General features: G+C 72.0%; 12 protein-coding genes. 5 read left to right on the top strand and 7 right to left on the bottom strand.

Translation table 11 applies throughout. The features are described 5' to 3' along the window. Positions 1-60: 60 nt before the first annotated feature. Entirely contained in the window at positions 61-429 is a 369-nt protein-coding gene (locus BBH68_RS16410) for a holo-ACP synthase (protein ID WP_065963064.1), read from the bottom strand. A gap of 4 nt (positions 430-433) precedes the next feature. Continuing rightward, the gene (glmS, locus tag BBH68_RS16405; RefSeq protein ID WP_065963062.1) at positions 434-2,281 is read right to left on the bottom strand and encodes a glutamine--fructose-6-phosphate transaminase (isomerizing); all 1,848 of its coding nucleotides are present in this window, start codon (positions 2,279-2,281) and stop codon (positions 434-436) included. A 169-nt stretch (positions 2,282-2,450) separates the two neighbouring features. Here glmS and coaA point away from each other — a divergent pair, with 169 nt between their 5' ends. Both coaA and BBH68_RS16395 read left to right on the top strand, forming a co-directional pair. Beyond that, entirely contained in the window at positions 2,451-3,554 is a 1,104-nt protein-coding gene (gene coaA / locus BBH68_RS16400) for a type I pantothenate kinase (protein WP_076970847.1), read from the top strand. A gap of 21 nt (positions 3,555-3,575) precedes the next feature. Further along, positions 3,576-4,517: a DUF389 domain-containing protein gene (locus tag BBH68_RS16395; protein WP_065963061.1), complete on the top strand. Its 942-nt coding sequence runs from the start codon at positions 3,576-3,578 to the stop codon at positions 4,515-4,517. Between the two features lie 95 nt (positions 4,518-4,612). Here BBH68_RS16395 and glmM read toward each other — a convergent pair whose 3' ends face one another. From glmM to rplM, 3 genes are all read right to left on the bottom strand, one after another. Then, positions 4,613-5,971, bottom strand: a complete 1,359-nt coding sequence (glmM, locus tag BBH68_RS16390; RefSeq protein WP_065963059.1) for a phosphoglucosamine mutase — start codon at positions 5,969-5,971, stop codon at positions 4,613-4,615. Between the two features lie 155 nt (positions 5,972-6,126). Continuing rightward, positions 6,127-6,630, bottom strand: a complete 504-nt coding sequence (gene rpsI, locus BBH68_RS16385) for a 30S ribosomal protein S9 (RefSeq protein WP_065963057.1) — start codon at positions 6,628-6,630, stop codon at positions 6,127-6,129. Between the two features lie 41 nt (positions 6,631-6,671). After that, a complete protein-coding gene (rplM, locus tag BBH68_RS16380; RefSeq protein WP_065963056.1) occupies positions 6,672-7,115 on the bottom strand; it encodes a 50S ribosomal protein L13 in 444 nt (147 codons plus the stop codon). 368 nt (positions 7,116-7,483) lie between these two features. Here rplM and BBH68_RS16375 point away from each other — a divergent pair, with 368 nt between their 5' ends. Further along, a complete protein-coding gene (locus tag BBH68_RS16375) occupies positions 7,484-8,329 on the top strand; it encodes a hypothetical protein (RefSeq protein ID WP_065963174.1) in 846 nt (281 codons plus the stop codon). A 57-nt stretch (positions 8,330-8,386) separates the two neighbouring features. Here the strand turns inward: BBH68_RS16375 and BBH68_RS16370 are convergent, their stop codons facing one another. Next, positions 8,387-9,160 (bottom strand): hypothetical protein, encoded by a 774-nt coding sequence (locus tag BBH68_RS16370; protein WP_245738081.1) that lies wholly within the window; start codon positions 9,158-9,160, stop codon positions 8,387-8,389. 484 nt (positions 9,161-9,644) lie between these two features. On the opposite strand from BBH68_RS16370, the gene BBH68_RS16365 reads away from it, so the two are divergent. Further along, on the top strand, positions 9,645-11,729 hold the full coding sequence (locus BBH68_RS16365) for a glycosyltransferase family 4 protein (RefSeq protein WP_065963053.1): 2,085 nt from the start codon (positions 9,645-9,647) through the stop codon (positions 11,727-11,729). Here BBH68_RS16365 and BBH68_RS16360 read toward each other — a convergent pair. After that, a complete protein-coding gene (locus tag BBH68_RS16360) occupies positions 11,713-12,252 on the bottom strand; it encodes a CGNR zinc finger domain-containing protein (RefSeq protein ID WP_065963052.1) in 540 nt (179 codons plus the stop codon). The two genes, BBH68_RS16365 and BBH68_RS16360, sit on opposite strands and share 17 nt — an antisense overlap. A 26-nt stretch (positions 12,253-12,278) precedes the next feature. Here BBH68_RS16360 and BBH68_RS16355 point away from each other — a divergent pair, with 26 nt between their 5' ends. Continuing rightward, on the top strand, positions 12,279-13,388 hold the full coding sequence (locus BBH68_RS16355; RefSeq protein WP_079151018.1) for an EamA family transporter: 1,110 nt from the start codon (positions 12,279-12,281) through the stop codon (positions 13,386-13,388). Positions 13,389-13,418 lie beyond the last annotated feature (30 nt).

The raw sequence follows: 13,418 nt of genomic DNA, 5'->3' as shown, positions 1-13,418 counted from the left end.
CTGTCGTAGAGCCCACCGGCTGTCGTAGGGCCACCGGCGCGCCCCTACGAGCCGCGCAGCTCACCCCTCGGCGATCACCACCGCCGACGCGACCCCCGCGTCATGGCTGAGGGACACGTGCCAGGCCCGTACGCCCAGCTCCTCCGCCCGGGCCGCCACCGTGCCGCGCACCGAGAGCCGCGGCTGCCCGCTGGACTCCGTCAGCACCTCGGCGTCGGTCCAGTGCAGCCCGCCCGGGGCGCCGAGCGCCTTGGCCAGCGCCTCCTTGGCCGCGAAGCGGGCGGCGAGCGAGGCGATCCCGCGCCGCTCGCCGCTCGGCAGGGTCAGCTCGCGTTCGACGAACAGCCGGTCCGCCAGCCCCGGCGTGCGCCGCAGCGCGTCGTCGAAGCGGTCGATCTCGGCCACGTCGATGCCGACCCCGATGATCACCTCGTCACTCCACGGTCACCGACTTGGCCAGGTTGCGCGGCTGGTCGACCTCGTTGCCGCGCGCCGTGGCCAGCTCGCAGGCGAAGACCTGCAGCGGCACGGTCGCGACCAGGGGCTGCAGCAGGGTCGGGGTGGCGGGGATCTCGATCAGGTGGTCCGCGTACGGGGCCACGGTCGTGTCGCCGCGCTCGGCGATGACGATGGTGCGGGCACCCCGCGCCCGGATTTCCTGGATGTTGGAGACGATCTTGTCGTGGAGGACGGAGCGGCCGCGCGGCGAGGGCACGACCACCACGACCGGCAGGTCCTCCTCGATCAGCGCGATGGGCCCGTGCTTGAGCTCGCCGGCCGCGAAGCCCTCGGCGTGCATGTAGGCCAGCTCCTTGAGCTTGAGCGCGCCCTCCAGGGCCACCGGGTAGCCGACGTGGCGGCCCAGGAACAGGACGGTGTTCTTGTCGGCCAGGGTGCGCGCCAGCTCGCGTACCGGCTCCATCGTCTCCAGGACCTGCTCCACCTGGGTGCCGATCTCGGACAGCTCGCGGATCACGGACTGGATCTCGTCGCCCCATTTGGTGCCGCGCACCTGCCCCAGGTAGAGCGCCACCAGGTAGCAGGCCACCAGCTGGGTGAGGAACGCCTTGGTGGAGGCGACCGCGACCTCGGGCCCGGCGTGGGTGTAGAGCACGGCGTCCGACTCGCGCGGGATCGTGGAGCCGTTGGTGTTGCAGATGGCGAGCACCTTCGCGCCCTGCTCGCGCGCGTGCCGCAGCGCCATCAGGGTGTCCATGGTCTCGCCGGACTGCGAGATGGCGATCACCAGCGTCCGCGGGTCCATGATCGGGTCGCGGTAGCGGAACTCGCTGGCCAGCTCGGTCTCGCAGGGGATCCGGGTCCAGTGCTCGATGGCGTACTTCGCGATCATCCCGGCGTGGTAGGCGGTGCCGCAGGCCACGATGACGACCTTGTCGACCTCGCGCAGCACGGACGCCGGGATCCGGACCTCGTCCAGGGTGAGGCTGCCGGCCTCGTCGATCCGCCCCAGCAGCGTGTCGGCGACGGCCTTCGGCTGCTCGGCGATCTCCTTGAGCATGAAGTAGTCGTAGCCGCCCTTCTCGGCGGCGGAGGCGTCCCAGTCGACGTGGTACGCGCGGACGTCGGCGGGCGCCCCCTCGAAGTCGGTGACCGTCACCCCGTCCCGGCGCGCCTCGACGACCTGGTCCTGGCCGAGCTCGATGGCCTCGCGGGTGTGGGCGATGAACGCGGCCACGTCGGAGGCCAGGAACGCCTCGTCCTCGCCGACGCCGACGACCAGCGGCGAGTTGCGGCGCGCGCCGACCACCACGTCGGGCGCGTCCGCGTGCACGGCGACCAGCGTGAAGGCGCCCTCCAGCCGCCGGCACACCTGCCGCATCGCCTCGGCCAGGTCCCCGCAGGACGAGAAGGACTCGGCGAGCAGGTGGGCCACGACCTCGGTGTCGGTCTCGGAGGCCAGCTCGTGGCCGCGCTCGGCCAGCTCGGCGCGGAGCGCGGCGAAGTTCTCGATGATGCCGTTGTGGACGACGGAGACCCGGCCCGCGTTGTCCAGGTGCGGATGGGCGTTGGCGTCCGTCGGGCCGCCGTGGGTGGCCCAGCGGGTGTGGCCGATGCCGGTGCCGCCGGTGGGCAGCGGGCGGTCGGCGAGCTCCTTCTCCAGGTTGGCGAGCTTGCCGGCCTTCTTGGCGGCGGCCAGCCCACCGTCGGCGAGCACGGCGACGCCCGCCGAGTCATAGCCCCGGTACTCGAGCCGCTTCAGCCCGGCGAGGACGACATCGAGGGCGGACTGCCCTCCCACATAACCAACGATTCCGCACATGCACTGCAGCGTACGGCCCGTGGCCGCGCACGCCGACCACCACCCACGCCCATTGCGCCGCCCGCCGCACATCCGCCGCACATCCGGCGGCCGCGGTGCACTCCACGCGTGACGGACCCCACGCCCCGCCCCGCCCCACGCCCCCGGGCCGAGCCCCGACAATGAGAGGATGATCACGTCTCCCGCGCAGGACGCGCACCCCGCGCCCCCGGAGCACGACTCACCCTCGGAGCACGACTCACCCACGCAGCACGGCCCGCCCCCGGAGCACGACGCACCCCCGCGGCATCCCGCGCAGCCCTCCCGCGCCCCGCGGCGGCCCGAGCCGAGCCCGTACGTGGATCTGTCCCGCGACGAGTGGAGCGCCCTGCGGGACAAGACCCCGCTGCCGCTCACCGCCGAGGAGGTCGAGCGGCTGCGCGGCCTCGGCGACGTCATCGACCTCGACGAGGTGCGGGACGTCTACCTCCCGCTGTCCCGGCTGCTCAACCTGTACGTGGCCGCCACCGGCAGGCTGCGCGGCGCGCTCAACACCTTCCTCGGGGACACCAAGAAGGGCAGCGGCACCCAGCCCGGCACGCCCTTCGTGATCGGCGTGGCGGGCAGCGTGGCGGTCGGCAAGTCCACCACCGCCCGGCTGCTGCAGGCGCTGCTGGCCCGCTGGCCCGAGCACCCGCGCGTCGAGCTGATCACCACCGACGGCTTTCTGCACCCCAACGCGGAGCTGCACCGGCGCGGCCTGATGTCCCGCAAGGGCTTCCCCGAGTCGTACGACCGCAGGGCGCTGACCCGGTTCGTGGCGGATGTGAAGGCGGGCAAGGAGGAGGTGTCGGCGCCCGTCTACTCGCACCTGATCTACGACATCGTGCCGGGCGAGCGGCTGACCGTGCGCCGCCCCGACATCCTGATCGTCGAGGGGCTCAACGTGCTCCAGCCCGCGCTGCCCGGCAAGGACGGGCTCACCCGCGTCGGCCTCGCCGACTTCTTCGACTTCAGCGTGTACGTCGACGCCCGCACCGAGGACATCGAGAGCTGGTACCTGGGCCGCTTCCGCAAGCTGCGCGAGACGGCCTTCCAGGACCCCTCCTCGTACTTCCGCAAGTACACCCAGGTCTCCGAGGAGGAGGCGCTGGACTACGCGCGCATGATGTGGCGCACCATCAACAAGCCCAATCTCCAGCAGAACGTCGCGCCCACCCGGGGCCGTGCCACGCTGGTGCTCCGCAAGGGCCCGGACCACAAGGTCCGGCGGCTGTCCCTGCGCAAACTCTGACTCACGAACGGGAGCACCCCTGTGCTGCACCTGCGGCTGATCGTCCCGGCCGACCGCACCGACGAGGTGGTGCGCACCGTGGAGAAGACGGTGGGCACCACGCACCTCGTGGTGCTGCCGGGCGTGGCCCGCGTCCCGGCGGGGGACGTGGTGCTGGTCGACGTGGCGCGCGAGGCGGGCGACACCCTGCTGGCCGAGCTGCGCGCGCTGGGCCTGGACACCGACGGCTCGATCGCCGTGGAGAACATCGACCTGTCGCTGTCCAGGCGCGCCGACGAGGCGGAGGAGGAGGCCCCGGGCGAGGGCGCGGACGCCGTCCTGTGGGAGCACCTGACCGAGGCCACCCACGAGGAGTCCACGCTCTCCGTGACCTTCCTGGCCTTCCTCGTCCTCGCCACGATGATCGCGGCCTGCGGTGTGGTGCTGGACAACGCGATCCTGATCGTGGGCGCGATGGCGGTGGGCCCGGAGTTCGGCCCGCTGGCCGGGCTGTCCACGGCGCTGGTGCAGCGGGCCCCGCGGCTCGCCGCCCGCTCGCTGATAGCGCTGGTCGCGGGCTTCGTGGTGGCGATGGCGCTGACGACCGGCTTCGGCGTGCTGATGGACGCCTTCGGGCTGTTCCACAAGGACATGCTGGAGCGGGCGCGCCCGAACACCGACTTCATCTGGAAGCCGGACATGTTCTCCTTCGTCGTGGCCCTGCTCGCCGGCGTCGCCGGCACCCTCTCGCTGACTTCGGCGAAGTCCGGGGCGCTGGTGGGCGTGGCGATCTCGGTCACCACGGTGCCGGCGGCGGCCAACGCGGCGGTGGCGCTCGGCTACGGCGACATCGACCAGATGTGGGGCTCGACGGAGCAGCTGCTGCTGAACCTGGCCGGGATCGTGGTCGCGGGCACGCTCACGCTGCTGGCCCAGAAGTTCCTGTGGGCCAGGCAGCGCGGGCGGGCGCTCCGGCGCCCGTAGCCCGGCGTCCGGCGCTGGTTTGCGGTGAGTACGAGACAGCGACACGCCGTTACGTCGGCGTGTCGCTGTCCGATACTCACCGCAAGTTTCCGGGGCTAGCCCAGCGCCGACTTCACCACGTCCGCGAGGCGGCCCGCGACCGACCGGGCCTGGTCGATGTCCGCGGCCTCCACCATCACCCGTACGACGGGCTCGGTGCCGGACGGCCGCAGCAGCACCCGCCCGGTCTCCCCCAGCTCCCGCTCCGCGTCCGCCACCGCCGTGGCCAGCTCGGCGCTGGCGGCGACCCGCGACTTGTCCACGTCGCGCACGTTGATCAGCACCTGCGGCAGCCGCTCCATGACGCGGGCGAGGTCGGCCAGCGTGCGGCCGGTGGCGGCCACCCGCGCGGCCAGCAGCAGGCCGGTCAGCGTGCCGTCGCCGGTGGTCGCGTGGTCGAGGACGATGACATGGCCGGACTGCTCGCCGCCGAGGGCGTAGCCGTGCTCCTTCATCTCCTCCAGCACATAGCGGTCGCCGACCGCCGTCTGGACCAGCTCGACGCCCTCGCGGCGCATGGCGAGCTTGAAGCCGAGGTTGGACATCACGGTGCCGACGACCGTGTTCTCGCGCAGGGTGCCCGCCTCGCGCAGCGCGAGGGCGAGCACCGCGAGGATCTGGTCGCCGTCGACCTCCTCACCCGCCGCGTCCACGGCCAGGCAGCGGTCGGCGTCCCCGTCATGGGCGATGCCCAGGTCGGCCCCGTGCTCGAGGACGGCGGCCTTGAGCCGGTCCAGGTGGGTGGAGCCGTAGCCGTCGTTGATGTTGAGCCCGTCGGGATCGGTGCCGATGGTGATGACCTCGGCGCCGGCCCGGTTGAACGCCTCCGGGGAGACCCGGGAGGCCGCGCCGTGCGCCCCGTCGACGACGACCTTCAGCCCGTCGAGCCGGTTCGGGAGGACCCCGACGAGGTGGGCGACGTACTTGTCGAAACCCTCCCCGTATTCACGCACTCGGCCCACACCCGCGCCGGTGGGCCGGTCCCACGGCTCGCCGGAGGCGTGCGCGCGGTAGGTGGTCTCGATGCGGTCCTCCAGCTCGTCCGCGAGCTTGTGGCCGCCGCGCGCGAAGAACTTGATGCCGTTGTCGGGCATCGGGTTGTGGCTGGCGGACAGCATCACGCCCAGGTCCGCGTCGAGCGCGCCGGTCAGGTACGCCACGGCGGGCGTCGGCAGCACGCCCACCCGCAGCACGTCCACGCCCGCGCTCGCCAGCCCGGCCACCACGGCGGCCTCCAGGAACTCCCCGGACGCGCGCGGATCCCTCCCGACCACCGCCACCGGCCGATGGCCTTCGAAGGTTCCCGCTTCGGCGAGCACATGCGCCGCCGCGACCGACAGGCCGAGCGCCATCTCAGCCGTCAGGTCGGCGTTGGCGACACCGCGCACACCGTCCGTACCGAAGAGTCGTCCCACTGGTGTCCTCCGAGATTACGAGCCGGGGGTCGGCAGCTTGCTTGAAGGTATACGCCCCCGGGTGCCGATAGCCGAACGCCCCGGCGGCACGTGTGGTGCCGCCGGGGCGTTCGAACAGCGGGCGAAGCCGCCGTATGAGCAGCGAGGCCGCGCGATCAGCGCTTGCTGTACTGCGGCGCCTTGCGGGCCTTCTTCAGACCGGCCTTCTTGCGCTCGGTGGCGCGGTCGTCACGGGTCAGGAAGCCGGCCTTCTTCAGCGGGCCGCGGTTGTTGTCCACGTCCGCCTCGTTCAGCGCGCGGGCGATGCCCAGGCGCAGCGCACCGGCCTGACCGGAGACGCCGCCGCCCGCGATGCGGGCGATGACGTCGTAGCGGTCGTCCAGCTCGAGCACCTTGAAGGGCTCGTTGACTTCCTGCTGGTGCACCTTGTTGGGGAAGTAGTCCTCAAGGGTGCGACCGTTGATCTTCCACTGGCCGCTGCCCGGCACGATGCGGACGCGGGCGATGGCGTTCTTGCGGCGCCCGGTGCCGGCGGCCGGCTGGGGCTCGCCGAAGCGGGAAGCGAGCGACTCGGAGGTGTACTCCGACTCGATCGTCTCCACGCTCTCGGTGGTGTACTCCTCGACGTCGAGGGGGGTCTCGGCGGTGGTCTCGGCCACGATGCTCCTCAGATTCTCTTCAGTCTCAGTGGGTGGCCGGACTACTGCGCGACCTGGGTGATCTCGAACGGAACCGGCTGCTGAGCGCCGTGCGGGTGCTGGTCACCCGCGTAGACCTTCAGCTTCGAGAGCATCTGGCGGCCCAGGGTGTTCTTCGGGAGCATGCCCTTGATGGCCTTCTCGACGGCCTTCTCCGGGCTCTTCTCGAGCAGCTCGTCGTAGCGGATGGAACGCAGACCACCCGGGTAGCCGGAGTGGCGGTACGCCATCTTCTGGGTCCGCTTGTTGCCGGAGAGGTGCACCTTGTCGGCGTTGATGATGATGACGAAGTCACCAGCGTCGACATGCGGCGCGTACACCGGCTTGTGCTTGCCCCGGAGAAGGGTGGCGGCCTGAGAGGCCAGGCGGCCCAGGACGACGTCGGTGGCGTCGATGACGTGCCACTGACGCTGGACGTCGCCGGGCTTGGGGCTGTACGTACGCACGGTCGTAGCCTTCGCTTCTTCAGTGAGTGTGGTCCTGACAAGGCCACCACGGACGATCACGACAGCCTTGGCCGCACGTCGGTGACGCAAACCGAGTGCCTGCCGCTGGTCATCGGCCCGGTGGACCGGCGTAACGGCCTCTCACGTGAGAACGAGCAAGCCAATACGCATAACGAACTGGCAGAATACCGGCCCGCCCCCGGACGGGTCAAAACGCCCCCCGGCCCCGGCCCGCCGCGCTGCCACCCCACTCACGCCCCGGCCACGCCCCGGACACACAGCGTCACCCACCGAATCGTGACCTCCGAGCCACCCGAACCGGCCCCGAACGGGCCGGTTCCTCACCCACCCGGTCTAAAATGCGCGCCATGAGCTTTGGGCAAGGGGGGCCGTACGGGCCCGGGGGATCCCAGCCGCCGACGCCGGACTGGGCGGCGCTCGCCGACGACACCGCGCGGCGCGGCCGCCGACGCAAGCTGCTGTTCATCGGCGGCGGCGTGCTGGCGACGGCCGCGATCGGGGCGATCGTCGCCACGGCCGTGATCAGCAGCGGCGACAAGGGGAAGTCCTCCGACAACTCGGCCAGCCGGCTGCCCGCGCCCCAGGACCTGCCCAGCGAGTCCTCGACGCCCGAGCCGACGTTCTCCGACGTCGCCCCGCCGGCCCCGCCGAAGCCGCTGGACATCCTCTCCAGCGCCAAGCGGGACAAGGCGCCGCTCAGCGCGGCCACCCTCTTCCCCGGCGAGAAGGCCGTCGGGAACGGCCACACGTACACCAAGGGCGCGACCGCCGCCACCAGCGCTTGCGCGACGGCGGCCCAGGGCCGCCTCGGCCCCGCGCTGACGAACAACGGCTGCCGCTCGCTGTTCCGCGCCACCTACTCCAAGGACGGCGTGGCGGTCACCGTCGGCATCGCCGTGTTCGACACCAAGGCGGCGGCGGAGCGGGCCAAGGAGCAGGCCGGGCCCAATGTGGCCTCCCTGGCCGGCGGCGGCGTGCCGGTCTTCTGCCGCCAGGCGGACTGCCGCGCCTCGGCCAACGCCATCGGCCGCTACGCCTACTTCACCATCGCCGGGTACACCTCCGGCGCGGACGTGACCACCGCCGACACCAAGGCGCTCCAGGCCGGGCGGGACATCGCGGACTACGCCTTCCGCCGCATCCTGGAGCGTGGAAACCAGCAGGCGTCAGCGGCGGCCACGGCCACCGACTGACGCCTGCTCCACCTGCGTCCGCTCCTTGGCGAGTACTGGCGAGTACTCGGCGAGCGCCTACTTGGCGAGCGCCTTCTCCAGCTTGTTGACCTGCCCCGAGACCACGGTCTCCGGCAGAACCGGCTTGTTCGGGTTCATGAGGTCGACGCCGAAGATCACGGAGACGTGGGCGCCGGAGCGCACGACCGTGAACTTCACGGTGCCGCCGTCCTTCTTGTCCGCGTCGGTCACGGTGAAGGCCAGCGCCTCGTCGCCCAGCTTGGGCGCGGTGAGCTGCTCCACCTTCGCGACGTCCGACTTCTGGCCGGTCCCGTCGGTCGCGGCGAACCCGCCGGCGCAGGTCCCGAGGGCGCCCTTCAGGTCCTTCAGCGTCTGCTCGGCGCCGGAGTCCGCGTACGAGGACACCCGGATCATGCCCGTGACGCCCGCCCCGGCCTTCTCGTCGGACCCCAGGGCGCCGGCGGAGGCGAAGGTGACGTACGCCGAGGCCTTGGGCGCCGGGTTCGTCTTGGCCCCCATCAGCTGCGCCACCGGCTGGCACTCGGCCTTCGCGGCCTTCGCCTCCCCGCCGTCCGTGAACTCCTTCTCCGTCATCGTCTCGATCTCGAAACCCTTGACGTCGGACTTCGCGAGGACGGCCTTCTGCAGCGCGGCCTTGGAGAGCGGCGGCGCGGCCGGCTTCTCGCCGCCCGGCGTCTTCTCGGCGGTCTTCTCTGACGACTTGTCGGACTTCTTGTCCCCGTCGGAGTCGTCGCCACCACACGCGGTCAACAACCCCAGCGCCGCCACGGCCGTGGCTGCCAGCACGACGCGCGACACAGACTTACTCACGTTTTTATCCACCCTTGGTTGAATCTCCCGCGATCGCGGTTGGGTTCATGAAACAACGAGTTACCGGGTGTCGAACAGAAGTTTCCATGACGATCCGATATCACCGAAAAGGTTGTCCCGCGTCCGATCACGAGATCACAACGGACGGCCGCGTTCCGGTATGACGGAACAGCCCGGCCACGGCCGAGGCTGCCCCGCCCGCGGCCCTCTTCCCGCTCCACCTGGCCGCCCTCCGGACGACCGACCTCCACCGAAGGTTGCCCCCGCCCACCCGGATGTGGGCCATGCCATATCACCACCCGCATAAGCAACCTTTCCCGCGCCCAAGGGTCTTACCGACCGATCAGCCCTTACCGAGCCCATACCGGGCCCATACCGGCCTCATGTGGGGCCACTCCAGAGTGGTTTGTGAGTTGAGCGCATTACGGGAAGCCCAGGGGGAGGCAGCCGCGCGAAGGGCCACTGGCTCCGCGCGTACATCACCATGAAGATCTCTTTTCTGCTGCACAACGCGTACGGAATCGGCGGCACCATCCGCACCACCTTCAACATGGCAAGCGCACTCGCCGCCCGCCACACCGTCGAGATCGTCACCGTCATGCGCACCCACGACACGCCCAGCCTGCCCCTCCACCCCGCCGTCCGGATCGTCCCGCTGATCGAGCAGCGCCCGGAGGCCAAGGGCAGCGACGCGAACGACCCGCTGCTCACCCGCCCCACCTCCCGCATCCCCGCCGCCGAGGCCAAGGGCACCACCAACTTCAACGCGCTCACCGACCAGCGCGTCGCCGCCTACCTCGCGGACACCGACGCCGACGTGGTCATCGCCACCCGCCCCGGCCTGGTGATCTACCTGGCCGAGTTCGGCCAGGGGGCCCGGTATCTGCGGATCGGGCAGGAGCACCGGATCTACGGCACCCACCAGGCGGAACTGCGCGCCGCCTGCGACGCCGCCATCGCCCACCTGGACGCGTACACCACCGTCTCGGAGGCCGACGCGGCCACGCACCGCGCCCATCTGCCCGGCGTCACCACCCGCGTCGTCGGGCTGCCCAACGGGGTCCCCGCCACGGACGTCGAACCCTCCGACGGCTCGGCGAAACTCGTCGTGGCGGCCGGCCGGCTCATCCCCGTCAAGCGGTACGACCTGCTGGTGGAGGCCTGGGCGAAGGTCGCCGCCAAGCACCCCGACTGGCGCCTGCGCATCTACGGCCGGGGCCCCCAGCAGCCCGTGCTCCGCCGCCGCGTCGACGAACTCGGCCTGGCCGAGCACATCACGCTCATGGGCGCGCACTCCCCCATCGAGACCGAGTGGGCCAAGGGCTCGATCGCCGCCGTCACCTCGCGCGAGGAGTCCTTCGGCATGACGATCGTGGAGGCCATGCACTGCGGCGTGCCCGTCGTCGCCACCGACTGCCCCCACGGGCCCGGCGAGATCATCACGGACGGCCGGGACGGCCTCCTCGTCACCGTCGGCGACAGCGACGCCATCGCCAAGGGACTGCTCAGCCTCATCGAGGACGACGAACTGCGCCGCTCCATGGGCGCGGCGGCGCGCGAGTCGGCGCGGCGGTACGCGCCGGAGCGCGTGGCGCAGCAGTACGAGCGGCTGTTCGCGGAGCTGTACGAGGCGCGCGGCGCCACCGTCCCCGCCACCCGGCGCGGACGCGGCCCGCTCCTCGGCCTCCGCGCCCCGGGCACCCCCCTCAAGACCACCCTCAAGGGCGCCGTCAAACAGCTGATCCGCAAGCCCCTGCGCCCCACGGCCTCCTGCCGCGTCGCCCCGGACGGCAACCTGACCGTCCTGCTCGACCCCACCGACCTGCGCGGCAGCGGCCTCGCGCTCACCCTCACCCGCCGCGACGACCGCGACGCCCGCGGGGTCGCCCCCATCAGCCTGCCCCTGCGCCCCCCGGCCACCGCCCACGCCCCCTGGACCGCGCTGCTCGACCGCCGCGCCCTCGCCCTCACCGAAGGCCGCTGGGACCTGCACGTCACCCGCCCCGCCGACGGCGCCCGCCGCCGCGTGCACTGCCGCTACGCGGAGGGGCGCGGCCTGCTCGCCCTCGAGCCCCTGCCCGACGCCCCGTTCTCCTGGTGGATCCCCTACCGCACCGTCGACGGCTATCTCGCCCTGCGCACCTGGCACCGCCCCGCCCATGCCGAGGCCCGCACGATCACGCCCGACGCCGAAGCGCTCACCGTGACCGGCACCCTCTACGGCACCACCTTCCCGGCGAACGCGAACCCCACCGTCCTCGCCACCCCTCGCCTCGCCCCGTCCCGCCCCTTCACCCTGCCCGTCACGGCGCTCGGCCCCACCGACTTCCGCTTCACCATCCCGTACGACCACATCCGCGCCGCCCACGCGCCCTCGCCCAAGGCGCCGGTGTGGGACCTGACCCTCCGCCTGACCCCGGCCACCCCGGACGACACCGCTCCACTCCGCGTCGGCCGGATCACCGGCGACATCGTCGACCGCAACCGGACGGACCTCTACCCGGCCACCGACGGGATCCGCCCCTACCTCACCAAGGCCAACAACCTGGCCGTCACGATCCCCTCCTGACACCCCCTTCGCGGCGCCGGTCACGGTGACGCGCCACGGCGTCGTTGTTGGCGCACCGCACCGAACAGTAGGTGCGCCGGCCGTTGCGGGAGGTGTCGACGAACGCCAGACCACAGCCGTCGCGCGCACAGCGTCCGAGCCGGTCGGCGCCCGCGTAGCACACGACATAGCTGAGTCCGGCCGAGGTGACGGCCCGGACATGAGCGACCGCGTCGGCGTCCACGGCGCTGTAGTGCAGATGCGGGTGACCGTCGTGGAGCGAGATGTACGGCCGGCTAGAGGCGTCGGCGAGCAGGGCGTTGACCGCCTGGCACCGCTGGTCGAGGTCCTGGGGACCGAAGCAGGCGGCCAGGCGCCGGGACCACGCCCAGACCTCCTCCGCCTGCGACGCGGTGAGCGCGCGCCGCGCGATTCCGTGCACGGCGAGGAGCGGTTCGAGCTCTTCGGGTCCCGGTGGCGCCGTCAGGTTGGCCAGGTCCGCGGCCAGCCGGGCCGCCTCTCCGCCGTAATGGTTGAAGTGCACAAGAGCATTACAGCACCGTGTCACGCATGACGACGAACGCTCCCCACCCGTCGCGACGGGACGCCGCCATGGCCCCCGCCCTCATGCTCGGCCAGATCCTCAGCCTCCAGGCGGGCTCGGCCGTGGCCAAGGACGCCTACGCGACCGTCGGCCCCACCACCCTCGCCGGCATGCGGCTGGCCTTCTCCGCCGTGATCCTGGGCGCCCTGGTCCGGCCACGGCTGCGGGGGCTCACCGCCCGGCAGTGGCGGGCGGCGATCTCGCTCGGCCTGGTCCTCGCCGCCATGAACCTGGCGTACTTCCAGGCCATCGACCACCTCCCGATCGGCGTGGCCGCCACGCTGGAACTGCTCGGCCCCCTCACCCTGGCGGTCGCCCTCTCCCGCCGGGCCGAACACCTCGGAGCGGCGCTGCTGGCGCTCCTCGGCGTACTCCTCCTGGCCGCCCCGGGAGCCTCACTGCCCGCCGCCGGCCTCCTGCTGGGCGCCACCGCCGCGCTCTGCCGCGCCGCGTACGTCCTCCTGAACCAACGGGTCGGACGCCTGTTCCCCGACTGGACGGGCCTCTCCCTGGCCCTCGCCTGCGGCGCCTGCGTGCTCGGCCCGATCGCCGCCGTCACCGGAGGCAAGGACGTGACCGCCCACCCGACCGCCTGGGGAACCGGCCTCGTGGTGGCCCTGCTGTCCTCCCTGATCCCCTACTCACTGGACATGACGCTCCTGCGCCGCATCGACACCCGCGCCTTCGGCGTACTGCTCGCCCTCAGCCCCGCCGTGGGCGCGGGGATCGGCTTCCTCGCGCTGCACGAACACCTCACACCCCGGCAATGGGGCGCGGTGACACTGGTCGTCCTGGCCGCGGCGTGGTCGCTGCGCCGACGACCCGCAGCAGCGAGCCCCGAGCACGACCACATGGCCCATGACGTACGCGCCCGACGGCCGGCGGACGACCGCTGCCCGGTGTGCCAGTCCCCGACGCGGGCGGAGACACGTTGGTGGACCCGGCGCTCGCGCCACCTCACGTCCGAAGGCGAGGTCGAGTACTGCGTCGGCGGGTGCGGCTGCCTGGTCGTCCTGGTCAACGGCGAGATCGTCAAGACTCTCGCCCTCACCCGCCCGGGCCCCCAGAAATACTGACCCAAAACGCCACCGGCCCATCCGGGCCCC

Source organism: Streptomyces sparsogenes, assembly GCF_001704635.1.
GTDB lineage: Bacteria > Actinomycetota > Actinomycetes > Streptomycetales > Streptomycetaceae > Streptomyces > Streptomyces sparsogenes.
The sequence above is the reverse complement of the archived record's forward strand: the minus strand, read 5'-3'. Positions and strand labels throughout refer to the sequence as shown.

Bases quoted from the DNA above. Each gene is read 5' to 3' on its own strand.
- glmS (WP_065963062.1), bottom strand. From the start codon at position 2,281: ATGTGCGGAATCGTTGGTTATGTGGGAGGGCAGTCCGCCCTCGATGTC.
- coaA (WP_076970847.1), top strand. From the start codon at position 2,451: ATGATCACGTCTCCCGCGCAGGACGCGCACCCCGCGCCCCCGGAGCAC.
- BBH68_RS16375 (WP_065963174.1), top strand. From the start codon at position 7,484: ATGAGCTTTGGGCAAGGGGGGCCGTACGGGCCCGGGGGATCCCAGCCG.
- BBH68_RS16365 (WP_065963053.1), top strand. From the start codon at position 9,645: ATGAAGATCTCTTTTCTGCTGCACAACGCGTACGGAATCGGCGGCACC.
- BBH68_RS16355 (WP_079151018.1), top strand. From the start codon at position 12,279: ATGACGACGAACGCTCCCCACCCGTCGCGACGGGACGCCGCCATGGCC.